Origin of the sequence: Paludisphaera rhizosphaerae (assembly GCF_011065895.1) — a bacterium.
Classification (GTDB): Bacteria; Planctomycetota; Planctomycetia; order Isosphaerales; family Isosphaeraceae; genus Paludisphaera; species Paludisphaera rhizosphaerae.
The window spans coordinates 452,882-477,203 of the sequence record NZ_JAALCR010000002.1 but is presented as its reverse complement, the minus strand read 5'-3'; the positions used below and the strand labels follow the sequence as shown (position 1 = coordinate 477,203).

20 protein-coding genes are annotated in these 24,322 nt (G+C 65.1%); 9 read left to right on the top strand and 11 right to left on the bottom strand.

Translation table 11 applies throughout. The features are described 5' to 3' along the window. Nucleotides 1-221 precede the first annotated feature (221 nt). Nucleotides 222-2,252, top strand: coding sequence for a CRTAC1 family protein (locus tag G5C50_RS04610; protein ID WP_240906960.1), 2,031 nt, complete (start codon nucleotides 222-224; stop codon nucleotides 2,250-2,252). A 16-nt stretch (nucleotides 2,253-2,268) separates the two neighbouring features. Here G5C50_RS04610 and argJ read toward each other — a convergent pair whose 3' ends face one another. Next, nucleotides 2,269-3,459: a bifunctional glutamate N-acetyltransferase/amino-acid acetyltransferase ArgJ gene (argJ, locus tag G5C50_RS04605; RefSeq protein WP_165065605.1), complete on the bottom strand. Its 1,191-nt coding sequence runs from the start codon at nucleotides 3,457-3,459 to the stop codon at nucleotides 2,269-2,271. Nucleotides 3,460-3,872: 413 nt separating this feature from the next. Between argJ and G5C50_RS04600 the strand changes: the two genes are divergently transcribed. Then, a complete protein-coding gene (locus G5C50_RS04600) occupies nucleotides 3,873-6,143 on the top strand; it encodes a hypothetical protein (RefSeq protein ID WP_165065602.1) in 2,271 nt (756 codons plus the stop codon). A gap of 126 nt (nucleotides 6,144-6,269) precedes the next feature. On the opposite strand, the gene G5C50_RS04595 is transcribed toward G5C50_RS04600, so the two are convergent. From G5C50_RS04595 to argB, 7 genes are all read right to left on the bottom strand, one after another. Next, entirely contained in the window at nucleotides 6,270-6,821 is a 552-nt protein-coding gene (locus G5C50_RS04595; protein ID WP_165065599.1) for a GNAT family N-acetyltransferase, read from the bottom strand. Nucleotides 6,822-6,847: 26 nt separating this feature from the next. Further along, the gene (gene rdgB / locus G5C50_RS04590; RefSeq protein ID WP_165065596.1) at nucleotides 6,848-7,492 is read right to left on the bottom strand and encodes an RdgB/HAM1 family non-canonical purine NTP pyrophosphatase; all 645 of its coding nucleotides are present in this window, start codon (nucleotides 7,490-7,492) and stop codon (nucleotides 6,848-6,850) included. Nucleotides 7,493-7,618: 126 nt separating this feature from the next. Continuing rightward, a complete protein-coding gene (locus tag G5C50_RS04585) occupies nucleotides 7,619-8,668 on the bottom strand; it encodes a hypothetical protein (protein WP_165065593.1) in 1,050 nt (349 codons plus the stop codon). A gap of 211 nt (nucleotides 8,669-8,879) precedes the next feature. Beyond that, a complete protein-coding gene (gene rph / locus G5C50_RS04580) occupies nucleotides 8,880-9,584 on the bottom strand; it encodes a ribonuclease PH (protein WP_165065590.1) in 705 nt (234 codons plus the stop codon). A 17-nt stretch (nucleotides 9,585-9,601) separates the two neighbouring features. Beyond that, on the bottom strand, nucleotides 9,602-10,591 hold the full coding sequence (gene argF, locus G5C50_RS04575; protein ID WP_165065587.1) for an ornithine carbamoyltransferase: 990 nt from the start codon (nucleotides 10,589-10,591) through the stop codon (nucleotides 9,602-9,604). Between the two features lie 38 nt (nucleotides 10,592-10,629). Beyond that, nucleotides 10,630-11,844 (bottom strand): aspartate aminotransferase family protein, encoded by a 1,215-nt coding sequence (locus G5C50_RS04570; RefSeq protein ID WP_165065584.1) that lies wholly within the window; start codon nucleotides 11,842-11,844, stop codon nucleotides 10,630-10,632. A gap of 108 nt (nucleotides 11,845-11,952) precedes the next feature. Continuing rightward, nucleotides 11,953-12,924 carry an acetylglutamate kinase gene (argB, locus tag G5C50_RS04565; protein ID WP_165065735.1) on the bottom strand — a complete coding sequence of 324 codons (972 nt, stop codon included), beginning with the start codon at nucleotides 12,922-12,924 and terminating at the stop codon, nucleotides 11,953-11,955. 258 nt (nucleotides 12,925-13,182) lie between these two features. Between argB and G5C50_RS04560 the strand changes: the two genes are divergently transcribed. Continuing rightward, on the top strand, nucleotides 13,183-14,475 hold the full coding sequence (locus tag G5C50_RS04560) for a citrate synthase (protein ID WP_165065581.1): 1,293 nt from the start codon (nucleotides 13,183-13,185) through the stop codon (nucleotides 14,473-14,475). 141 nt (nucleotides 14,476-14,616) lie between these two features. After that, nucleotides 14,617-15,069 carry a large conductance mechanosensitive channel protein MscL gene (gene mscL, locus G5C50_RS04555; RefSeq protein ID WP_165065578.1) on the top strand — a complete coding sequence of 151 codons (453 nt, stop codon included), beginning with the start codon at nucleotides 14,617-14,619 and terminating at the stop codon, nucleotides 15,067-15,069. On the opposite strand, the gene G5C50_RS04550 is transcribed toward mscL, so the two are convergent. Further along, nucleotides 15,029-16,069 (bottom strand): FAD:protein FMN transferase, encoded by a 1,041-nt coding sequence (locus tag G5C50_RS04550; RefSeq protein WP_206107578.1) that lies wholly within the window; start codon nucleotides 16,067-16,069, stop codon nucleotides 15,029-15,031. The two genes, mscL and G5C50_RS04550, sit on opposite strands and share 41 nt — an antisense overlap. Nucleotides 16,070-16,147: 78 nt before the next feature. Here G5C50_RS04550 and G5C50_RS04545 point away from each other — a divergent pair, with 78 nt between their 5' ends. From G5C50_RS04545 to G5C50_RS04525, 5 genes are all read left to right on the top strand, one after another. Continuing rightward, on the top strand, nucleotides 16,148-17,203 hold the full coding sequence (locus G5C50_RS04545; RefSeq protein WP_240906958.1) for a formylglycine-generating enzyme family protein: 1,056 nt from the start codon (nucleotides 16,148-16,150) through the stop codon (nucleotides 17,201-17,203). A gap of 136 nt (nucleotides 17,204-17,339) precedes the next feature. Continuing rightward, on the top strand, nucleotides 17,340-18,605 hold the full coding sequence (locus tag G5C50_RS04540) for a Gfo/Idh/MocA family protein (RefSeq protein ID WP_165065572.1): 1,266 nt from the start codon (nucleotides 17,340-17,342) through the stop codon (nucleotides 18,603-18,605). A gap of 131 nt (nucleotides 18,606-18,736) precedes the next feature. After that, nucleotides 18,737-19,621 (top strand): ThuA domain-containing protein, encoded by an 885-nt coding sequence (locus G5C50_RS04535; protein WP_165065569.1) that lies wholly within the window; start codon nucleotides 18,737-18,739, stop codon nucleotides 19,619-19,621. A gap of 162 nt (nucleotides 19,622-19,783) precedes the next feature. After that, on the top strand, nucleotides 19,784-21,787 hold the full coding sequence (locus G5C50_RS04530) for a M13 family metallopeptidase (RefSeq protein WP_407673485.1): 2,004 nt from the start codon (nucleotides 19,784-19,786) through the stop codon (nucleotides 21,785-21,787). 86 nt (nucleotides 21,788-21,873) lie between these two features. Then, complete coding sequence (locus G5C50_RS04525) at nucleotides 21,874-22,407, top strand: hypothetical protein (protein ID WP_165065563.1); 534 nt, start codon at nucleotides 21,874-21,876, stop codon at nucleotides 22,405-22,407. Nucleotides 22,408-22,409: 2 nt separating this feature from the next. Here the strand turns inward: G5C50_RS04525 and G5C50_RS04520 are convergent, their stop codons facing one another. After that, nucleotides 22,410-23,537 carry an HlyD family secretion protein gene (locus tag G5C50_RS04520; RefSeq protein WP_165065560.1) on the bottom strand — a complete coding sequence of 376 codons (1,128 nt, stop codon included), beginning with the start codon at nucleotides 23,535-23,537 and terminating at the stop codon, nucleotides 22,410-22,412. Nucleotides 23,538-23,550: 13 nt separating this feature from the next. After that, nucleotides 23,551-24,318 (bottom strand): ABC transporter ATP-binding protein, encoded by a 768-nt coding sequence (locus G5C50_RS04515; RefSeq protein WP_165065557.1) that lies wholly within the window; start codon nucleotides 24,316-24,318, stop codon nucleotides 23,551-23,553. Between the last annotated feature and the right edge of the window lie 4 nt (nucleotides 24,319-24,322).

The following is a 24,322-nucleotide window of genomic DNA, read 5'->3' as shown; positions in this document are numbered from 1 at the left end:
TCTCGTCGATGGACCTTTGGGGGGGATGGGTGATCCTTGCCCGCAGTCGCGGTTGTTCCGGGGATGCGAACGTCGTTCCAGTCTCTCGAAAAGCGCGGGTCAGCGGCGTCGGTCGGGGTGGTCGCGAGGGCAAGTGCGATCGTGGTACGATCGATCCGCTCGGTCGGCGAGGTCCGCCGTCGAGTCCTCTCCACCAGAAAAGCAGGCGATTCATGGGAAGTGTGAGTCGATCCGAGCCGAGGGGGCATGGTCCCTCCCGGTGGCGAATCTTCGCCGTCGCGTCGGTTCTGGCGATCGCGACCGCCGGCTGTGGGAGGGGAACGGATAGCACGGCTCCAACTCCAACCGGCGATTCGGCCAAGGTCTCCACGAAACCGACGACCTCGAAGCCCGCTGAGAAGCTCAAGAAGCCTTCGCAGGCAGTCTCGACGATCGCCGGCGACCGAGTCTCACTGATCACGGGACCGGTGAAGCTCTCAGCACAACTCGAATCGAGCCCGTTCCGATTCGCCGAGGTCGCTCACGAGTGGGGCGTCGACTTCGTTCAGTTCTCGGGGACGATCGGCGAGAAGCACTTCCCGACGGCCAACGGCTCAGGGGTGGGGATTTTCGACTACGACGGCGACGGTCGGCTTGATCTCTATCTCCTCACCCAGACCTTGCTCCCACTGGGGACTGCCGAAAAAGGGCCCAACCGCCTCTTCCGAAACCTGGGTGACGGCCGCTTTGAGGATGTTACGGAGAAGTCCGGGCTGGGTTATCGCGGCTTCTCCCACGGGGTGATCGTGGGAGATCTGGACAACGACGGCGACCCGGACGTCTTCCTCTGCAATCTCGGCCCGAACCGGCTGTATCGGAACAACGGCGACGGCACGTTCGAGGACGTCTCCGCAAGGGCCGGGGTCGATCGGCCCTCATGGTCGTCCGGCGGGGCGATGCTCGACTATGACAACGACGGCGACCTCGACGTGTACGTCGCGAACTACGGGCGCTGGAATTACCCCGAGGATCACATCCTCATCGGCGACGCCGAGAAAAAGATCTGGCTGTATTCCTCGCCGCGCACGATTACCACGGTCAAGCACATGCTTTACCGCAACAACGGCGACATGACATTCACGGACGTCTTCGATCAGGCCATCACCGTTGAGACTGACGTCGTCACCGGGACGAAGGAGGAGGTCGACCCCTCGACAGGGGCGAAGAAGGTCGTCGACGTCGTCGAGAGGAAGCGGATTGCTCGTCCAAGAGACGACGGCCACGGCTTCGGGGTCGTCGCGGCCGACCTGAACGACGACGGCCTGATCGACATCTACGTCGCCAACGACATGAACCCGAACTTCCTGTTTCTCAACCGCGGCGACGGCACCTTCGACGACGCCACCGAGTCATCCGGAGCGGCCTACGACATCAACGGCTCAGCGCAGTCGGGAATGGGCGTCGATGCGGAGGACGTCGACGGCGACGGCCTTCCCGACCTGTTCGTGACCAACTTCGCCAACGAGTACGACACGCTCTACCAGAACTACGGCAAGGGCGGGTTCATGGACGTTACGTCGTTCTTCGGCCTGGCGTCCGACACCGTCCCGTTCGTGAGTTGGGGGACGGCCCTGGTCGATTTCGACTCCGACGGCTGGCCCGACTGCTTCATCGCCAACGGCCACGTGGACGACAACCGCCGCCTCCTCGGCCAGCCGATCGACTATGAGGAGCCTGCCCTGCTGTTCCGGAACGCGGAAGGCAAGCGCTTCCGGCTCGCCACGCGAGACGCCGGCCCGTACTTCGAGAAGACGCACGTCGGCCGAGGCGCGGCGTTCGGCGACATCGACAACGACGGCGACGTCGACATCGTGGTCAACGACAAGGACCGGCCGATCTCCATCCTCCGCAACGACACCCCCACCAAGAACCACTGGATCCGCCTGAAGCTTCAGGGGACCAAGAGCAATCGAGACGCCGTGGGCTCGCTGGCGATCGTCGAGACCCCGAAACGGACGATCTACCGCCAGCTCAAGGGGGGAGTCAGCATGGAATCGGCCAACGACCCACGGCTGATCATCGGCGTAGGCGCAGGGCCGATCGAGCGGCTGACGCTGGTCTGGCCTTCGGGAATCGTGTCGACTCTGGAGAAGCCCGAACTGGACCGCGAACACAATCTGGTCGAGCCCGCTGATGGGACGATCGCGATGCCCTACGGTCAGCACCGGGTCAAGAAGAAGGCCGTGCCATCCCCAGGGACGCCACGGCCGTGATCGCCGATCTCGTGGTTCAGGTCGTGTAGTCGGCGTTGAGGTGGACGTACTCCGCGGTCAGGTCGCACGTCCAGAATCGGATCGAGGATCCGCCTCGGGCGAAGAGCAGACGGAGGTGGACGTCTCGATTGGCGCGGAGGTTTGCGGAGAGGGCCGAGGCGTTGAAGGCGGTCGGCGTCCCCTTCTCATAGACGCAAACGTTATTGATCCAGAGGGACAGCTCGGTCTCCTCGAAGGGAATCCCCGCATACCCGGCGGCCGAGACGATCCGCCCCCAGTTGGGGTCGGCGCCGTGGATCGCGGTTTTGACGAGCGGACTGTCTGCGACGGCTCGCGCGAGGGTCCGGGCCTCCTCGCGGTCGGTACAGCCCTCGACGTCGATCGTGATGAAGTGGGTCGACCCTTCGCCGTCGGCGGCCATCGCCTGAGCGAGCGTCTGGCAGGATTCATGAAGGGTCTTCTCGAAGACGTCGAGGGCGTGTCCTTTCAACTCGTCGCCCGGCGCGAGGCCCGAAGCCAGCAGAAGAACTGTGTCGTTGGTGCTGGTGTGCCCCTCGACCGAAAGGCAGTTGAAGCTCTCCTCGACGGCCTCGGAAAGGATCGACTGGAGCGACGACTGGCTGATCCGGGCGTCGGTCGTCAGGAAGGCGAGCATCGTCGCCATCCGCGGCCCGATCATCGCCGCCCCCTTCGCCATGCCGAAGAGCGACCAGTCCCCTCGCGTTTCTGAGACGACCTTGATCCGCGTGTCGGTCGTCAGAATCGCCTGCGCGGCCGTGAGGAACGAATCTGGGCTGGAGGACAGCGCTGGGGCTGCCGCGCGGAGTCCGGATTCGAGTCGGTCCATCGGAAGCTGATGGCCGATCACGCCGGTCGAAGCGACGAGCACCTGATTCGGATCGCAGCCGATCAACTCGGCCGCGGTCTCGGCGGTGCGGCGGACGTTGGCCTCGCCCTGGGCTCCCGTCGCCGCGTTGGCGTTGCCGGCATTGACGACGATAGCCCGCGCTGAGTCCGTCGGAATGATTTGACGGCACCATCGCACGGGAGCGGCGCAGACTCGGTTGGTCGTGAACGTGCCGGCCGCGGAGCAGGGGACGTCGGCCGCCAGCAGCGCCAGGTCGAGCCCCCCCGACGGCTTGATCCCGGCCTTCAGTGCCGATGCGCGGAAACCTCGGGGAACGATGACCGACGACGCTTCACCCATGAGCCTCGACCTCGGATTCGGACTGACTGGACGCGGGGGCGACCCCGCCCCACGTCACTCGAAAATACCCCGACTCGACCCACTCCGCCAAGGTTCACGACCACCGGGGCGTCTTAACTCGAATTCGGCTCGGTTGCACCGGAGGGGTAGACCCATACGGGTTTGCCGGTTCTACCGATCCCGAAAAGTTGCGGGGAAATTGCGATGGGTGCGTTCTCTGGGCAACGTTTGTAAGCAGAGTGCGTTTTGGGCAATTTGGGTTGATGGGGGATTTGGGCAAACTTCCTGAAGGGGGGAGTGGAGGTGAGTCGAACAGTAAGAGTGGTTGGCGGTCCAGGGTCTTGAGGCGGAGTCTCGGACCCGAAGGCCGTATGAGCGCCGATGTCAGGCGGGAGTGTACCGTGGAGCGTCCGATGTCGAGAAAACTTCCGTGGCTCGCCCTGACGGTCCTAGGATTGGGACTGGGGTTTGCCGCGCACCCGGCCCAGGCCAGTTACGGCGGCGGCGCGTCTGCGCGCTGCTGTCCGGCCCCTCAGGATTGCGGGGGGCATGTCCAGTACCAGCTGCAGCGTCAGACGGTCCTGAAGAACGTTCAGGAGACTGTCTACGAAACGCAGCAGGTCCCCTGCGTTCGGAACGTCAGTGAGACCGTCTTGCAGCCCAAGACGATCCAGACGGTCCGCAACGTGGTCGAGAACCACGTCCGCGAAGAGTCTTACACGGTCAACAAGCCGGTCTATCGCACGGTGAACCAGACGGTGAACTACACCGTCCAGCGCCCCGTGACGCGGACCGTTTGGAAAGACGTGGCGTACACGGTCAGCCGACCGGTTCGCGAGACTCACTACGAGACGAAGACCTACACGGTCCAGCGTCCCGTTCGCGAGACGTCGTTCCAGACCCAGTACTACAACGTCAATCGTCAGATCCGTGAGACGGCCTACAAGGACGTGACCTACACCGTCTGCAGGCCGGTCCAGGAGACGATCTTCAAGACCGTCCCCGAGGTCATCTGCACCCCGGTGCAGGAGACCGCCTACAAGACGGTCTGCTACACCGTCAGCAGGCCGGTCCAGAAGACCTGCTACCGCACCGTGCCGTACACGGTTCAGGTGCCGGTCCAGACGACCGTCATGCAGTCGCAGCCCTACACTGAGATGGTCCCCGTGAAGCAGACCGCCTACAAGCAGGTCGCCTACACGGTCAGCCGTCCGGTGAAGGAAACGGTGATGAAGGAGTGCCGGTACACGGTTCAGGTCCCCGTCCAGCGGACGGAATACAAGACCTGCTCCTACACCGTCTGCAAGCCCGTCCGCGAGACGGTCATGAAGGAGTGCCGCTACACCGTCTGCAAGCCGGTCCAGACGACCACGATGAAGACGGTCTGCAAGACGGTCTGCCAGACTGTCACCGAGACCGTCATGAAGGACGTCTGCGAGACGGTCTGCGTCCCCCGGACGGTCGTCAAGCAGGTCAGCAAGACGGTCTGCGAACCGGTCGTGCAGTCGTACTACGTCCCCGGCAAGCAGGTCTGCGTCAACGGCTGCCTGGTCGAGACGCCGGGCACCTGGTGCCAGAAGACGGTCTACTGCCCCCGCACGGTCGTCGAGAACGTCGAGTGCACCGTGTACGAGTCGCAGGCCGTGACCAAGCAGGTCCCGGTGACCATCTGCAAGAAGGTGCCGACCACCGTCACCGAGCAGATTCCCGTGACCACCTGCCAGATGGTCTCTGAAGAGGTCGTCAAGCAGGTCCCCGTCACGGTCTGCAAGACCGTCCAGGAAGTCCAGACGAAGCAGGTCCCGTACACCGTCTGCGAGTACGTCCCGCAGGAGGTCGTCAAGCAGGTCCCCGTCACGGTTTGCAAGACCGTCCAGGAAACCTGCACGAAGACCGTCCCCTACACGGTCTGCTCGATGGTCCCCCAGACCCGGACCCGCTGCGTCCCGGTCAGCGTGACCAAGATGTGCGCGAAGACCGAGTATCGTCAGGACCCCTACCAGGTCACGACGTACGTCCCCGAACGGCTCACCAAGCAGGTGCCGTACACCTACACCCGCATGGTCCGCGAAACCCGGTCCAAGCAGGTTCCGTGCACGATCACCAAGATGGTCCCCCAGACCTGCGTGAAGCGCGTCCCCTACACCACCTGCCGCGTCGTCACGGAAACCTGCTCCCGTCAGGTTCCGGTGACCACCTGCCGGATGGTCGCTGAGACCCGCAGCTGCCAGGTTCCGGTGACCACCTGCCGGATGGTTCAGGAACAGTGCGTCAAGCAGGTTCCCCAGACCATCTGCGAGACCGTGACCGAACAGCGGACGAAGTGCGTGCCGGTCACCGTCTGCGAAACGCAGCAGGTGGTCTGCACTCGCCAGGTGCCGTACACGACCTGCCGTCAGGTCGTCGACACCAAGGTCGTCCACTGCCCGGTGACCGTCTGCAAGCAGGTGACCGAAGTCAAGAACGTCTGCGTGCCGAAGACCGTCTGCAAGCAGGTTCCCGTCGAGGTCTGCGTGAAGGTCCCCGTCGTCTCGTACTGCGAGCCGGCGGTTCTCCCCTCCTCGCAGAGCGTGGTGGCTTCGCCCCAGGCGACCTACCTGCCGACCACGACCCTGCCGGCCTGCGACGCCTGCGACGCCAAGCACCCGTTCTTCGCCAAGAAGGGCTTCGGCCTCTTCCATTGAGCCCGGCGGTCGGACCTCCGGCAACAAACCAGCCCTCCGATTCAGGTCGACCTTTCGGCGCTCCCTGATCGGCGAACGCCCCCCGGTGGGAAACCATCGGGGGGCGTTTTCGCATTGGTTGGCTGCTCAGGCCGAACTGCGGATTCGATAGAGCACATGTCGACGCAGCGGATGCCCCGGCGCGAGGAGCGGATGATCGAAGTCCTCGTCGGGGTTTCTCGTCATGCCAAGGCGTTCCATCACGGCTCTCGACCGAGAGTTCGCAGGAACCGTGAAGGAGCACACCTCCTCCAAGCCCAGCCGCCCAAAACCGTCCTGAAGCGAGGCTCTTGCGGCTTCAGTGGCGTAGCCCTTTCCCCAGTAGTCCCGACCCAGTCGCCAGGCGACCTCGATGCAGGGGGTGAACGGGGCGTCGAAGAACACTTTCGAGAGCCCCACGAAGCCGATGAACGGGGCGACTCCGGGGATCTCGACGGCCCATCGGCCAAAGCCGTGCTCGGCGAAGTGCGCGCGGCAGCGGGCCGCGAAATCGTCGCTCTCACGCCGAGCCAGCGGGTGCGGCATGAACTCCATCACCGCCGGGTCGGCGTTCAGGCTGGAGAACGGCTCCAGGTCGGCGTCTCGCCAGGTGCGCAGGATCAGCCGCTCAGTACGGAGCGAATCGATTTGCGTGCTCATTGTTGGGTCGTTCGAATGGGTCGGCGTCAGCGAGCCGCCTCGCTGACGAGCTTCTCCAGGCCTGGCCTGAGATGGGAGAACGCCCGCGCCCGATGGCTCAACTGGTGTTTCACGAGAGCCGAAAGCTCGCCGAACGTCTTGTGGTATTCGGGGATCAGGAACATCGGGTCGTACCCGAATCCGCCCACGCCGCGGATCTCGCGGATGATCCGGCCGCGAACGCTCCCCTCAGCCTCAAGCCGGATGTTCCCCTCGGGGTCGGCCAGCGCCAGGACGCAACGGAAGGCCGCGCCCCGGCGGTCGTCGGGGACATGGCTCAGGGCTTCAAACAGCTTGCTGCAGTTCGCGGCGTCGTCGCAGGGCTCACCCGCGTACCGAGCCGAGTAGACTCCGGGCGCTCCTCCCAGCGCGTCGACGGCCAGCCCGGAGTCGTCGGCCAGCGCCCAGACGCCCAGCGCCCTGGCCGTCTCCGACGCCTTCTTGCGGGCGTTGCCGGCGAAGGTGTCGGCGTCCTCGACGACGTCCGGAACGTCGGGATAGGCGGCGATCGACTCCACGGCGATGAGGTCCATCCACGGCCGACGTTCCCAGGGAGGGGCGATGAGTTCGGCCATCTCCTGGCACTTCTTGCGGTTCCGCGAGCCGAGGACGAGGCGGATGGGGCTGCTCATGGTGGGCCTTGATCCCTGCAGTCGTCTGAAAACGAAATCGCCGCCCGTCGCGAGGAGGGGCGGCGATTCATTGTCGCCACGGCTGGGCGGCGCGGGAAGAGGCCGGCAGGACCTCTCCCGCTCAAATCACTTCTGGAGAGTCTTCTTGATCCCCGTGATGTCGGTCAGCATCGCGGCCGGGGCGATCATCGTGTCGAGGGTCTTCGATCGCGACTTGCCGTCCATCAACGGCATCGCCAGCTTCAGGAGCCCTTCGCGAGTGGCGACGATCCGCGGATCGTTCGTGTCCTGGAAGGCGCCGACGTAGACGCGGCTGGAGGTCCGATCGTGATAGACGTAGATCGGCTGTCCGAGCTTGGCCACGTCCTTGTCGTTGCGGAGGACGTTGGCCATCTTCTCAGCGTCGCTGGCGGCGGTGATCAGCGGGCTCTTCCGGAGGTTCAAGATCCCCTGGAAGGCCGGATCCTTCTCGTTGAAGGTCGATCGACCGCTGAACTCGGCGACCTGGATCGTGAATCGACCCGGGCACTCGGCGATGCTTCCCTGGCCCGAATTCATCTCCACGACGAGGCGGTCCGTCTTGGAGGGATAGAGGTTCTGAGCGGCGGCGTAAGGGTTGGTCGTTCGGATCGCGTTGCTGAGACCCTTGCGCCAGGGGATCATGCTGGAGACGTGCTCCAGGCATTTAGGGCTGAGCTTCTTCACCTGGTGAAGAAGGGCATCGGCCCCTTTCTGGGTCTTCTCGTCGCCGACGAGGACGGTCGCCTCGTCATAGGTTCGGATCTTCTCGGGATCGGCGATCCTCGCCTGGGCGACCTGGGGGTCGGCCTGCGGCGGGATCCCTCGGATGTTGCTGCCGCCGGGCCAGTCCTTCTTGCGGAGGACGTAGGCCGGGAGGTTGTACTCCGACCGCAGTTCCTTCGCCAGCGCCAGGGCCAACCGATCGGATTCGGGCCCACGGAAGGTCTTGGCCATGACCATGAACGGGCCGTTGTCCTTCGTGAGAAGGTAGGGCTCGATCGGGTCGTCGGGCAGGGCCATGGTCGGATTTTTGAGCTGGTCGGCCGGCGTCAGGTCCGGAATCTGTTCGACCGGCTTGTCAGGGATGTACTGTCCCCAGGCGGGCCCGCCCGCCAGGGCTCCCAGGAGTGCCATCGCGGCGAGAGGCTTCTTCATGGACGATCCCCTTCCTTGTCGGATCATCGGCGGACTCGACGAGCGTCGGCCTTGCGGCTCGCCCGTCGCTACGTCTTCACACGGTTTTTGTTTCGAACAGGTCCCCGCGCGAGGGCGCGTCCTCATGACGGCCCCGGCGTGACACGCGCGGGACTTTAGCAGAAAGACCGAGCAACGCCCAGAGCGATCAGCGGGCGAATTCGATCTGCGTTCAGGCCCGTTCGAGGACTTCCCGCTGGATCGCGCCAAGGCGGTCGATGCCGGCCTCGGCCAGATCGAGGAGTTGATCGAGCTGGGAACGCGAGAAGACGCCCCCCTCGCCGGTCCCCTGGACTTCGACCAACCCGCCGGAGCCGAGCCGGACGACGTTCGAGTCGACCTCGGCCTTCGAGTCTTCGGAGTAGTCCAGGTCGAGCAGGGGACGGCCGTCGACGATCCCGACGCTGACGGCGGCCACCGAATCCTTGAGGATCTCGGACGCCTTCTCGACGCCGAACCGCTTGCGAAGCCCCAGCGCGACGGCCACGTAGGCCCCGGTGATGGCTGCCGTGCGGGTGCCGCCGTCGGCGTTCACGACGTCGCAGTCCACGTTGACCGTCCACGGGCCGAGGGCCTGGCGGTCGACGATCGCGCGGAGGCTCCGGCCGATCAGACGCTGAATCTCCGTGGCGCGGCCGTCGGTGCGGCGCGAGATCCGCGTCGGCGTGCTCCCCGGCAGCATCGCGTACTCAGCCGTCAGCCAGCCGACGCCCTTGCCTTCGAGGAAGGGGGGAACTCCCTCAGCGACCTGCGCCGTGACGAGCACGGTCGTGCCGCCGCAAGTGTAGAGGACGCTCCCCGCGGCGTTGGTCGCGAAGCCCGGCGCGATCGTCACCGGCCGAAGGTCGTTGTCGTTTCGGCCGTCTCGGCGCGGCATGGCGAGGCTCCGTCGATTCAGAAGTTGAGGCGATCCTGGGCCGAACGGTCCTGCACCAACCATTCGAGCAGCGCCATCTGGAAGTACATCCGGTTCGCGGCCTGCTGGAAGACGTGGCTCTGAGGGCCGTCGAGCACGCCCGAGGTCACCTCTTCGCCGCGGTGGGCCGGCAGACAGTGAAGGAAGACGGCGTCGGGGTGAGCGGCCGCCATCAACTCCTCGTCGACCTGGAAGGGGGCGAAGATCTCGCGCCGCTGGTCGGCCTCGGATTCCTGCCCCATGCTGGCCCAGACGTCGGAATAGAGAGCGTCGGCGCCTTCGGCGGCCTCACGGGGGTCGTGAGTCACGAGCAGGGGGACGTCGGGGAAGCGTTTGGAGTACACCGATCGAAATGAATCGGGGTACTTGTAGTTTTCAGGACAGGCCAGGACGAACTCCACGCCCAGCAGCGCGGCGGCCTCAGCCAATGACATCGCCACGTTGTTGCCGTCGCCGATGAAGGCCAGTCGGACGCCTTCCAGCTTCCCCTTCAACTCAAGGAGGGTGAGCATGTCGGCCATGGCCTGGCACGGGTGGGCGTCGTCGGAGAGGGCGTTGACGACGGGGATCGTGGCGTACTCGGCCAGCTCTTCGAGGGTCGAGTGCGCGAAGGTGCGGACCGCCAGAGCGTCCACGTACTGGCTGATGACGCGGGCGAAGTCGGCCACGCTCTCGCGGACGCCCATGCCGACGTCCTTGCCGCGCAGGAAGATCGAGTTCCCACCCAGCCGGGTGAAGGCCGTCTCGAAGCTCACGCGAGTACGCAGCGAGGGCTTCTCGAACACGAGGCCGAGGCTCCGTCCCTGAAGGGGAGGAGTCCAACCCGGTCCGAGGCGGCCGTCCTTCAGTTCGGAGGCGCGGTCGAGCAGGCGACGGGCGGATTCTGGGTCGAGCCCGCGGAGGTCGAGAAAGTGTTGAAGGCGAGGGCTGCCGTCCGCGGACGGGGCCGCGCCGTTGCGACGGTTCACGACCCCGGGGGGCTTCGGCGCCTGTTTCTTGGAGCTTTTCAGGGCTTGGCCTCCCGCAAGACGTCGGCCAGGATCGCGCAGCCCTGGTCGATCTGTTCGTCGCTGATGGTCAGGGCCGGCAGCAGCCGGACAACGTGTCCGTGGGTCGCGTTGATGAGCAACCGCTGGGAGAGGCATTCAGACACGATCTTCGTCGCGTCGAACGTCAGGTCGAGGCCGATCATCACGCCCTGGATTCGGATGTCGCTGATCTTGTCGGGCATCTCGCGGCGGAAGGCCTCGAAGTGCTTGCGGAACCGCTCTCCGATCTCGGTTCCCCGTTCGAGCAGGCCTTCGTCCTCGATGGTCTCCATCGTGGCGAGGCCCGCGCGACAGGCGATCGGATTGCCGCCGAACGTCGAGGCGTGCATCCCCGGCTTGAGGACCGCCGCGACCTCCGTCCGAGCGAGCATCACGCCTGCGGCGATTCCACCCGCCAGGGCCTTGGCGCAAGTGAGGACGTCGGGGGTGATGCCGAAGTGCTGATAGGCGAACCAGGTCCCCGTTCGACCCATGCCCGTCTGGACCTCGTCCAGGATCAGCAGCACGCCGCGATCGTCGCAGAGCTTGCGGAGAGCTGGGAGGAACTCGGGGGAGGGGATCTTGACGCCCCCTTCGCCCTGGATCGGCTCCAGCATGACGGCGGCCGTCTGGCCGTCGATGGCGGCGGTCACGGCCTCGAGGTCGTCGTACTTCGTGTAGACGAAGCCCGGCACCATGGGCTCGAAGCCTTCGTGGTATTTCGGCTGGGCGGTGGCCGTCAGCGCGGCGAAGGTCCGGCCGTGAAAGCCCCCTTCCATCGTGACGATCTTGTACTTCCCGCGGGGGTGTCCCCAGGCCCTGGCCAACTTGATGGCGGCCTCGTTGGCCTCTGCGCCGCTGTTGCAGAAGAAGGCCTGGCCGCCGAAGCTGCGCTCGGAAAGAGCCTCGGCGAACTTGCCCTGAGCTTCCATGTACCAGGTGTTCGGGACGTGGATCAGGCGGCCGACCTGATCGCGGACGGCCTCGACGACGCGCGGCGGGCAATGCCCCAGCAAGTTGCAGCCCCAGCCGGGGAAGAAGTCGAGATAGCGATGGCCTTCCGCGTCCCAGATCCAGGAATTCTCGCCGCGGACGAGAGCGACCGGGTATCGGCGGTAGTTCGGCACCACGTAACGGTCGAACTCCGCGATGATCTCCTGCGAAGACGGGGCGGCGGTCGTGTCATTTGCCAAGGGATTGGACTCCGGGAGAGGTCGGGCGGCGATGGGGCCGCCTCTCCTCGCTCTCGTGCGGGCGAAGTCGGGTCGATCGGGGAAGGCTGCGGCGGTCTCGCGAACGGGTCAGCGGACCAGGACCGGCCTCCGGCCCTGGGGATTGGCGCGGTCGATATGCTCGTCCTGCGCGATCTCGGTGCCGACGCCGCTCTCGGTGAAGATCTCCAGCAGCAGCGAGTGCCTCAGCCGACCGTCAATGATGTGCGTCTTGCGGACGCCCGCCTCAAGGCTGTGCAGGCAGGCTTCGACCTTTGGGATCATCCCCTTGTCGATGACGCCCTGCTGGATCAACTCGCGGCACTCGTCCGGGTTCAGACCACCGATCAGGCTGGAAGGATCGTTGCGGTCCCGAAGAATTCCCGGAGTGTCGGTGAGGAAGACGAGCTTGTCGGCACGAAGCGCCTGGGCGACGGCCGCGGCGGCTGTGTCGGCGTTGACGTTCAGCAGCTTGCCTTCCTCGTCCTCGTCCTCGGCCAGCGACGGGAGTACGGGGACGACTCCGGCCAGGCAGAGGTTCTCGATCGGCGGCACGTCGACTTCGGTCACCTCGCCGACGCGGCCCAGATCGGTTGGGACGCCGTCGTCGGCGGGCATCATCAGGCGGCGGCCGTACAGGCACTGGTGGGTCTTGTGATGCAACCCCGAAGCGCGACCGCCGAACTTGTTGATATGCCGCTCGATGTCGGCGTTGATCTCCTCGGCGAGGACGCGCGCGACGATCTCCAGGGTGGAGTCGTCGGTGTAACGACGTCCCTTCACCCAGCGAGGGGTGAGTCCGGCCTTCTCCATGGCGACCGTGATGGCCTTGCCGCCGCCGTGCACCACGACCGGCCGCATGCCCACTGTCTGCATGAACACGACATCGACGAGAAGGGCGCGAAGTGACTCGGGATTCTCCATCACCGAGCCGCCGACCTTAACCACCGTGAACCGACCGTGAAACTTGCGCATGTAACCGAGGGCCGCGATCAGGACGTCGGCTTTCTGGATCGCATCTTCATACACGGCACGGCCCCCAACCTCTTTGTCGCTCCGCATCCGCCTGAGCAAATCGCCATTCTGCACGGATGAATCCGGATTGTAAAGAGCGATCGACGCGGATCAAAACGACCATCATCGGTGGTTTCTTCAAACCCGCCGAACGGGTCGGAGCCGGGGGAAGAACCAGCGGCGGCGGAGCATTTCCCAGGGCCGAAACCGCGTGTAGAATACTGAAGATCGACGATCTATCGACGACGGTATTCTTGAAGGCCGGCCCGCCCCTTCTCGGACGCGGCCGCGTGGGGAGTTCAGGTGATGGCGCGGACTGCGAAGTTGACGTTCGAAGACAAGTCGATCGATCTGCCGGTCGTCGAGGGGACTGAGGGGGAACTGGGCCTGGACGTCGCCAAGCTGCGATCCTCCACCGGCCTGATCACCCTGGACCCTGGTTACGGCAATACGGGGGCTTGCACCAGCGCGATCACCTTCATCGACGGCGAGAAGGGAATCCTCCGCTATCGCGGCATCCCGATCGAGCAGCTTGCCAAGAGTTCGACGTTCGTCGAGGTGGCCTGGCTCCTCATCTTCGGCAGGCTTCCCGACCAGGCCGAGCTTGACGACTTCCGCGAGCGACTCGTCCGCAACGCCCCCCTCCACGAGGCGTTCAAGCACCACTTCGAAGGCTTCCTCGTCGACGCCCCGCCGATGGCCATCCTCTCGGCGATGGTCAACACGATCGCCTGCTTCCCCCGCCCAGGCGTCGAGGAAGAGAGCCCCGAAGAGCGCTTCATGGAGGACGCCGCCCAGCTCATCAGCAAGGTTCGGACGATCGCGGCCTACTCCTACCGCCGGTCGATGGGCCTCCCCTTCATCTATCCCGACTTCAAGCTGCCGTACGTCGCGAACTTCCTCCACATGATGTTCTCGATGCCCTACGAGCAGCACATCGCCTCGCCCGAGGTCGTCGACGCGCTCAATTTGATCCTGCTGCTCCACGCCGACCACGAGCAGAACTGCTCGACGTCGACGGTCCGGATCGTCGGCTCCAGCCAGGCCAACATCTACGCGTCCTGCGCTGCGGCCGTGGGGGCTCTCTGGGGCCCGCTCCACGGCGGCGCCAACATGGCCGTCCTGGAGATGCTCGAAAAGATCCACAAGGGAGGCATCAGCGCGGCCGACGCCATCAAGATGGCGAAGGACCACACCAGCGGCTTCCGCCTGATGGGCTTCGGCCACCGCGTCTACAAGAACTTCGACCCCCGCGCCCGGATCCTCAAGCAGGCCGCCGACAAGGTTCTCAGCCAGCTTGGCGTCAAGGACCCGCTGCTCGACGTCGCCCGCCAGCTCGAAGAGATGGCGCTCAAGGATACTTACTTCGTCGACCGCAAGCTGTACCCGAACGTCGACTTCTACAGCGGCATCATCATGCGGGCGATGGGCATCCCGACCGATATGTTCACGGTCATCTTCGCCATCGGCCGCATGCCCGGTTGGATCGCCCAGTGGAAGGAGCAGGCCGACGATCCGAAGGCCCGCATCGCCCGCCCCCGGCAGATCTACACCGGCCCCAACGAGCACGATTACGTTCCCATCGACAAACGGAAGTAATCGGGCCGGTCTCCCGAGATCGGAAGCCTCCCCCTTTCCCGAGGCAAGTCCAGCACCGGTCGGAGCCCCGAGAACGCCGGCCGGCATGTCGTCTGCACGAAGGTGAGAGGATATTGGAATCCTCAACCCGGAGGCGCCGACATGGAGAACAGGAACTTCGACCCTACAAAAGAGGCCTGGTCGCTCCTCGAACAGTTCAAGAAGTTCGCATTCAAGGGCAACGTCGTCGATCTGGCCGTGGGCGTGGTGATCGGAACAGCGTTCGGGAAGATCGTCGACTCGCTCGTGAAGAGCATCATCATGCCCTTGCTGAGCGTCGTCTTGCCGGCCAATCAGGGGTATCAGAACTGGGCGTGGACCATCCACGGGAAGTCCATTCCTTACGGCCACTTTCTGGCCGAGGTTGTGAATTTCCTGATTGTCGCGGCGGCCCTGTTCTTCTTCGTCGTTAAGTTTTTGGGGTGGTTGACGCGCAATCGCAGGGAAGAAGAGGCGAGCCCAACTCCTCCGCTCACGAAGGACCAGATGCTCCTTGAACAGATCCGCGACCTGCTCAAGGAGCGGGTTGAGGCTGCGCCCGGGGAACATCCTTGAACCGGGCGGACTCGAACCGCTTGATCCCCTCCGGCGTTTCGCGGGTGAAGACACCCGCTGCGCCGGAGATCGAATCGATGAAGGCCAGCCCCTTCTCGGGGCCCATCATGTAGGCCGTCGTTTCCAGAACGTCCGCGGTCGTGCCGTCAGGGGCGACGACCGTGACGCTCGCTCGATCCTCGATCGCCCGGCCGGTCTTCGGATCGATGATGTGGGAATATCGGCGGCCGTCGATGACCACGAACCGTTCGGCGTCGCCCGAGGTCGAGACGGCGCAGTCCTTCAACGAAAGGTAGATGTCCGGAGGGGTCTTCGACGGCTCAAGGCTGGCGACGCCGATCGTCCATCCTTCGGACCCCGGCGGCGGCCCTGAGACGACGATGTCGCCTGCACCCGCGACGAGAGCCCGGTCGATCCCCCGGGCTCGCAGCACGTCGATCGCGGCTTGCGAGGCATACCCCTTGGCGATGCCGCCGACGTCCAGCTTCATCCCCGGTTTCTTGAGCTGGACGGTTTCGGCCGCCTGATCGATGACCAACTTATCCATGCCGACCAGAGGGAGGGCCTCGGCGATCTTGTCCGGGGCGGGGAGAATCCGCTCTCGTCGCGCCCGCCTCCAAAGCCGACCCACCGGCGCGATCGTCGGATCGAGCCGTCCCTCGGTCTTTTCGTACCAGTATCGAAATTTCGTCAGAACATCGAGGAGTTCCGGCCCAACCCGCGTCGCCGGGCCGCCGGCGGCCGCGCTGAGACGCGAAAGTTCGCTGTCGACGTCGTAATCACTGAGGACCGTATCGAGTCGAGCGATCCGATCGAAGGCGGCGCGGGACGCGCTTCTGGCGGCGGCTTCATCCGTGGAGTATAAGAGAATTCTGAACGAGCTCCCCATGTGCGTCTCGACGAACTCGAAACGCATGGGCTCGCCCGCCGTTCCGGTGCCGACGAACATCGAAATCAGGACCAAAGCGCTCAGGCGAACGCTCATGGGTGATGGAGCCACGGTATCCCCCCTTGACGATCTTCTTCGCCGTCCGAGCGCGCCTCTCGGTCGGACCTAGACCTGTTGGAGCCTATCAAAGTGAGCCGCTCGACGCATGCCCCCCGCGCCGCCTCCGCCTTCGGCCTGGCGCTCGCCGTCGCCCTGGCCTATGCCGGGTCGGCCGCGGGCCAGGCGCCCGTTGTGAAGACTGAAGCCGAAATGAAGGCCTACACCCAGGCCATCCCCGGCGTCGACGTGAAGTTCGACCTGGTTCCCATCCCGGGCGGCGAGTTCGTCATGGGGAGCCCCAACACCGAGGCGAAGCGCGGCGACGACGAAGGGCCTCAGCACAAGGTCGCCATCGCCCCCTTCTGGATGGGCGCCCGAGAGGTCACCTGGGACGAATACGACCTCTTCTGCTTCTCGCTGGACCTCAAGAAGAAGCAGCGCGAGGGGGTGGACCTCAAGAGCCAGGTTGATACCGAGATGAAGGCCGACGCCGTCACCCGGCCGACCCCGCCTTACGCCGACATGACCTTCGGCTACGGCCACCGCGGTCAGCCCGCGATCTGCATCACCCACCACTCGGCCATGGAATACTGCCGGTGGCTTTCCGAGAAGACTGGCCTGACCTACCGCCTCCCGACTGAGGCCGAGTGGGAGTACGCCTGCCGCGCCGGCGCCAAGACGGCCTACTTCTTCGGGGACGACCCGGAGGGGCTTGAGGAGTACGCCTGGTACGTTGAGAACGCCGAGAAGCCCCAGCCGGTCGGCAAGAAGAAGCCCAGCCCGTGGGGTCTCTACGACATCCACGGCAACGTCGCTGAGTGGTGCCTGGACCACTACGTCCCCGACTTCTACAAGCAGTTCGCGGGCGACAAGGTCACGCTGGAGCCGTTCGCGGCGCCCACCGCCAAGGAATACCCGTACGTCGCCCGGGGCGGCTCGTGGGACGACGATGCGGAGAAGCTCCGCAGCGCCGCCCGTCGCGGGTCCGACCTTGAGTGGAGCGTGCAGGATCCGCAACGTCCGCAGAGCATCTGGTGGCACACGGACGCCCATTTTATTGGCTTCCGCGTCATCCGCCCGCTGAACGAGCAGGAGTCCCTCAAGGGAATCAAGTCGCTCGTCGTTAAGGGGAAGGGGACCCGCTGAGGTTTGCCTTCTCGTTCGTGTTTTGGAGTTTAGATCGCTTTGATGTCGCTGATCGCTAGTCCGGGGCGGCGACGCCCGCCGGCCGCGTGAGGCCCGCGCCGTCCCGCCCTCCTCTTTCCCCGGGAGTCGCTGAATCATGACCGGTCCCAATCGACGAACTTTCCTGCAGACCTCGTCCGCGGCCTTCGCCGGTCTCGGACTCCTGGGCAACGCCCACGCTCGCGGCAACGACGTGATCAAGGTCGGCCTCGTGGGTTGCGGCGGCCGCGGCAGCGGCGCGGCGGACAACATCTGCGAAGCCGCCGGCACCACATACAACATCAAGCTTCACGCGATGGCCGACGCTTTTGAGGACAACCTCAAGAACTGTCGCGAGCGGCTTCGCAACGACCCGACCTCGAAGGAGAAGTTCGACGTCGCCGACGAGCGCTGCTTCGTCGGCTTCGACGGCTACCAGAAGGTCATCGAGTGCTGCGACCTGGTGATCCTGGCGACCCCGCCGGGCTTCCGCCCCGGTCACATCGAGGCCGTCATCAAGGCCGGCAAGCACCTCTTCACCGAGAAGCCGGTCGCCGTCGACGGCACCGGCATCCGCAAGGTGCTCGCCGCCGCCGAGGAAGCCAAGGCCAAGAAACTGTCGGTCGTCGCCGGCACCCAGCGTCGGCACCAGCCGGGCTACATTGAGAGCATGAAGCGGATCCACGACGGCGTCATCGGCGACGTCGTCGGCGGTCAGGTCTACTGGAACCAGGGCGCCATCTGGGCCCGCAAGCGCAAGCCCGAATGGAGCGACACCGAGTACCAGGTCCGCAACTGGTACCACTTCGTCTGGCTCTGCGGCGACCACATCGTCGAGCAGCACGTCCACAACCTGGACGTCGCCAACTGGGCCATCGGCGCGCACCCGGTCGCCTGCGTCGGCATGGGCGGCCGCCAGAACGTCGTCGGCCCCGAGAACGGCCAGAGCTACGACCACTTCGCGGTCGACTACGAGTACCCCAACGACGTTCACGTCATGTCGATGTGCCGTCAGATCCCCAACACCGCCGCCAACGTTTCCGAGACGATCGTCGGCAGCAAGGGGCAGTTCCGCAGCGGCGGCTACCGCTTCAGCGGCTCCAACAAGGAACGCCTCCGCATCCAGGACGGCAACGCCTACGTTCACGAACACACGCACCTGCTGGAAAGCATCGTCTCCGGCCAGCCGATCAACGAGCTGCGTCAGGTCGCCGAGAGCACGCTGACGGCGATCATGGGTCGGATGTCGGCTTACACCGGCCAGCGCGTCGAGTGGGAGCAGGCCCTCAACTCCAAGCTCGATACGTTCCCCAAGAACCTGGACATGAAGGGCGCGATGTCCGAGCCCGAATTCCCGCGTCCGGGCGTCACCGAGCTGATCTGATCCGAGCCGCCGCGCGGTCCCGGCCGCCCCGAACCGCGTGACGACCGCCGCTCAGGGGCGGGGCTTTGCGAGCGACCCTCGCGACGCCCCGCCCGTTTTTTTCACCGACGATCCCAGCCGAGGACGACCCCATGACCCGATTCCGACTCTCCGGGCTCGCCGCCCTGATTCTCGCGGCCTCGGCCGCGACCGTCGCAGCCGCGGAGCCCACGAAAATCGTCCTGCTCGCCGGCCGGCCCAGCCACGGCCCCGGTCAGCATGAGTTCAACGCCGGCTGCAAACTGCTGGCCAAGTGCCTCGCGGGCGTCCCGGGCGTCGAGCCCGTGGTCGTCGCCGGCGGCTGGCCCAAGGATGAATCCGTCTTCGACGGCGCCAAGGCCCTCATCTTCTTCATGGACGGCGGCGGCAACCATCCTGCCATCCAGGGCGATCATCTCGCCAAGCTTCAGAAGCTCGCCGACAAGGGCGTCGGCCTGGGCTTCATGCATTACGCCGTCGAGGTCCCCAAGGGAGAGCCCGGCGCGAAGTTTCAGGACTGGATCGGCGGCTACTACGAGACCGGCTTCTCCACCAACCCTCACTGGAAGGCCGCCATCGAAAGCCTTCCCGAACACGCGATCACCCGGGGCGTCCAGCCGTTCGGCGTGGTCGACGAATGGTATTACAACATCCGATTCCGCCCCGAAATGAAGGGCGTGACCCCCATCCTCGTCGCCAAGCCTGACGACGCCACGCGCGACACGCCCCGCACCTCGCCGGCAGGCCCCTACAAGCACATCCAGGAAGCCAAGGGGCGACCCGAGGTTCTCGCCTGGGCCGTCGAGCGTCCCGACGGCGGCCGAGGATTCGGGTTCACCGGAGGACACGCCCACGTCAACTGGGGGGACCCCAACTTCCGCAAGCTGGCTCTCAACGCGATCGTCTGGACGGCCGGCATGGACGTTCCCTCGGAAGGCGTTGCTTCGAGCGTTTCGGCCGAGGAGTTGAAGGCCAATCTCGATCCCAAGGGGAAGTGACCGGTCGCGACCCGACTTGATTTCGGAGGCGACATCCCCGAACCTGGAATGCCAGGCCTAGCGCCCGGCGCCGGTCTCGCCCGGCCCGGGCGTCTCGCATTTCGAACATCATCAAGGAAGGACCAACGAGTGACCCATCCGAGAGGATTCCGCCTCGCACTCATTCTCGCATCGGCCGTCGTCGCCCCCGTCGCCCACGCCGACGACGCCTCGCCGGTCCGGTCGGGAGTCGACAAGTCCGGCTTAGACAAGGCCGTCCGTCCTCAGGACGACTTCTTTCGGTACATCAACGGCTCGTGGATCCAGAAGACCGAGATCCCGCCCGACAAGTCGCGCTGGGGGACCTTCGACAAGCTGATCGACGAGAGCGACGCCGCCATCCGCACCATCGTGGAAGAGTCGCAGCGAACCGACGCCCCGGCCGGCTCCGAGGCACGCAAGGTCGGCGACCTCTACAAGAGCTTCATGGACGAGGCCCGTGTTGAGGCCCTGGGCGTCAAGCCGATCGCCGACGACCTGGCGAAGGTCGACGTCCTGACGGATAAGGCCGGCCTGGTCGCGTTGCTCGGAACGCTGCAGCGGGAGGGGGCGGGCGGCCTCTTCGGCGCTGGGGTGAGCGTCGATGCGAAGAAGTCCGACCAGTACGTCACGTACATGGGGCAGGGGGGTATCAGTCTCCCCGACGAGTCCTACTATCGCGACCCGAAGTACCAGGAGGTCCGCGACAAGTTCATCGCCCACGTCGCCGCGATGTTCAAGCTGGCAGGCGTCTCGGATGCCGAGGCCCAGGCGGCTCGAGTCCTGGAACTCGAAACGAAGATCGCCAAGCACCATTGGGACCGCGTCAAGCGTCGCGATCGGTCGCTCACGTACAACAAGAAGTCCTTTGCTGAGCTGGAAACCCTCGCCCCTGCCGTCGACTGGAAGACCTGGTTCGCGAATCTCGGGGCTCCCAATCTCGAAGAAGTCGTGATCGCCGAGCCCGACTTCCTCTCCGCAGCCTCGACGCTCATAACCGAAGTCCCGATCGAGGATTGGAAGACCTGGCTGCGCTGGCACCTGATCCACGATGCCGCGCCAGTCCTCAGCAAGCCGTTCGTCGACGAGAACTTTGCGTTCTTCCGGAAGGCTCTTTCCGGTACCCCGGAGCAGGAGCCCCGCTGGAAGCGCGGAGTCGGCGTGGTCTCGGGCGCGATGGGCGAGGCCGTCGGTCGGCTTTACGTCGAGCGGCACTTCCCGCCGGCCGCTAAGACTCGCATGAAGGAACTGGTCGACAACCTGATCGCCGCCTATCGCGAGGACATCTCCAAGCTCGACTGGATGAGCCCCGAGACCCGCGCCAAGGCTCTGGACAAGCTCGCCAAGTTCACCCCCAAGATCGGCTACCCGGACAAGTGGCGCGATTACTCGAAGTTGGAGACCAAGCCCGACGACCTGCTGGGGAACATCCGACGGGCCGCCGCATTCGAGAACGACCGTGACTTCTCCAAGCTCGGCAAGCCGATCGACCGGACCGAATGGGGAATGACGCCTCACACGGTCAACGCCTATTACAACTCCAGTCTCAACGAGATCGTCTTCCCCGCGGCCATCCTCCAGCCCCCGTTCTTCGACCTGGCGGCGGACGACGCCGTGAATTACGGGGCCATCGGGGCCGTCATCGGCCATGAGATCGGCCACGGATTCGACGACCAGGGCTCCAAGTCCGACGGCGACGGCAACATGGTCAACTGGTGGACCGACGCCGACCGCAAGGAATTCGACGCCCGTTCGCAGAAGCTCATCGAGCAGTACAACGGCTTCGAGCCGGCTCAACTGCCGGGTCAGAAGGTCAACGGCGCGCTGACGATCGGCGAGAACATCGGCGACCTCGGCGGCCTGACGATCGCCTACCAGGCGTACAAGATGTCGCTGAACGGCAAGGAGGCCCCGGTGATCGACGGCCTCACCGGCGACCAGCGGTTCTTCATCGGCTGGGCGCAAGCCTGGCGCGGCAAGATCCGCGACGCCGAGCTGTCACGCCGGCTGACCGTCGACCCGCACTCCCCGGCCGAGTTCCGCTGCAACGGCGTTCTCCGCAACCTCCCCGCCTTCTACTCGGCCTTCGACGTGAAGGAAGGGGATAAGCTCTGGCTGCCGCCGCAGGATCGCGTCCGCATCTGGTGACATGATCCTCAGATTCCACGCCTCGGCCGGCTCGTTCAAGAGCCGGCCGGGGCGGTCTGATCCTCGTTCGTAATTCGGAGGCCGAGATGTCCTGGATGCTCGTTCGCCGATCCCTCGTCACAGCGCTCGGTCTTGTACTAACGGCCTCGACAACGGGAGCGCAGGACGCCAAGAAGTCCGACGACGCCGGACCGAAGCTCCGCATCGAACAGCCCGTCGTCTGTTCACGGATCGACGGTTTCGAGAACTACGAGGAACTGCCGAACGCTGAACTGACGGCCGACGAGAAGCTCCTCGTTTACTTCCGCCCACGCGATTACAAAGTCGTCCCCAAGGGAGATCAGTTCGCCGCCAGATTCACCGAGGACGCCCAGATCCGTGCTGCCGGGTCGAAGAAGGTGCTCCGGAGGAAGGACGACATCCTCGAATACGAGGGGGTCGCCAAAAAGCCCCCGCGCTCGGTCTACCTGAGCAACACGTTCGCCCTCAAGGGACTGCCGCCGGGCGATTACGAGTACGACGTGATCCTCCGGGACGAGAACGACGACAAGAAGACCGAGCTAACCGCCACAGTCAAGTTCCGTATCGTGACCGCAAAGCTCCCCAAATCGGCGGAGTAAGCTCAGGAATTCGGCCCAAGATCCAGGAAAACGTCCATCTGCTGCCCGACGTAGATCTTCGCCGGCGGGTTCTCGGGGAGGGCGTAAATCACCTGGAGGACGCGGGTGTCGACGCGCTCAGAGTTGTCGCCGGTCAGCGACTTCTTCGGGATCACGTAGGGCTCGATGCGGACGTACTTCAGAGGGAATTCGGGCTCGGTTTTTCCCTTCATCGTCGCGACAGCCGGAACTCCCTGCTTGAACCGTGGGAGGTCGTTCTCGTCGATGTCGACCCGGACGTGCAGGCGGTCGACTTCGCCGAGCACGATCATCGGCTCCTTCCACGTGAGGGTCGCGATCTGCCCCGGCCGCACGTTGACCTGGAGCACCTCGCCGGCCACCGGCGCGCGGACGACCAGGCGCTCGATCATGATTCGGGTGCTTTCAACCATGCTTCGCGCCTGGAGCACCGCGGCGCGCTGGACCTCGATATCTTCCTTCCAGGCTCCGGCTTCCAGCTTCTCCAGGTCGGCCTTGGCCTTTTCGAGGGCCGCCTTGGCGGCGAGCTTCGTGAAGCGAGTCTTGTCGTAGTCGCTGGCCGAGAGCATGTTCCGCTGATAGAGGTTGGAGTCGCGGGAGTATGCGGCCTCAGCGTCAAGCAGCCGCGCGTCGGCCTCGTCGACGGCCGCTCGGGCGATGGGGACGTCCTCGACGCGGGGCATATTTTCCAGACGGTGCAACTGAGCCTCGGCGGCGGCGAGCGTCGCCTCGCGCGACTTCAGCTCGGCGTCCAGATCCCGGCCGTCGATCCGAAAGAGCGGCTCGCCCTGGGCGACGCGGTCGCCCACCCACTTGTGCGGAGGATCGTATCCGGGCCGGCCGTCGACGAAGACTTCCATCACCAGACCAGGGACCGCGGTCCCGATGGGAATGTTCTCACGCTGGGATTCCACGAGCCCCATGCCGTGAATGCTCTCCGCGAAACGGCTTGGTCGTTCTGGGGGAGGTAAGAGGGGAGTCGCGGGAGGGGGCGTCTTGCTCTTGAGCACAGGTCGGCCCGACTCAAGGCTGACGTTGTACGGGAGGACGCTTTTGACCGCGAGCGCGACGCCCAGCACGGCGAGGATCGGCAGAACGTATCGAATGAACATGTTCGACTCGTCGTTAATGGTTGACCGTTCCAGCGCCGGGATGTTCCGGGTCGCGATCCTCGACCTTCATCACGCGGCCGTCGTCCATGTGGGCGATGCGGTCGCCGAACTGGAAGACGCGGTTGTCGTGCGTGACCACCACCACGGCCCGGTCGGGCCGCACGGCCGACTCCTTGAGCAGACCCATCACGGTCAGACCCGTCTCGTGGTCGAGTGCCGCGGTAGGCTCGTCGCAGACCAGAAGCTCGGGATCGTGGACGAGCGCCCGCGCGATCGCCACACGCTGCATCTGGCCGCCCGAAAGCTGGGACGGCAGGCTGTTGATCCGTTTTCCCATTCCGATCGACGTCAGCACCTCGGCCGCCTTGGCGACGGCGGGCGCCTTCCGCCAACCGGCGATCACCAGGGGAATCGCCGCGTTCTCCGCGGCCGTGAGCGCCGGCAGAAGGTTGTACTGCTGGAAGACGAACCCGATCGCCCGGGCGCGGAATCGCGTCTTGGCGCGGTCGCCCATCCGGGTGATGACCTCGCCGAAGATCGACACCTCGCCCGCGTCCGCGTTGAGGATGCCCGCGACGACCGAAAGCAAGGTCGTCTTGCCGCAGCCCGAGGGCCCGACGATCAACGACATCTTCCCGGCCTCCAGGTCGAGGTCGACGTCGTCGAGCGCCTTGACCTGCTGGTCGCCGGTCCCGAAATGCTTGCGCAGGCCGCGGATTCGTACGGCGATCGAGGCGTCTTGCGTTTTCAGTTCGGTCGAAGTCTCCGTTGCCACGGACATGCGA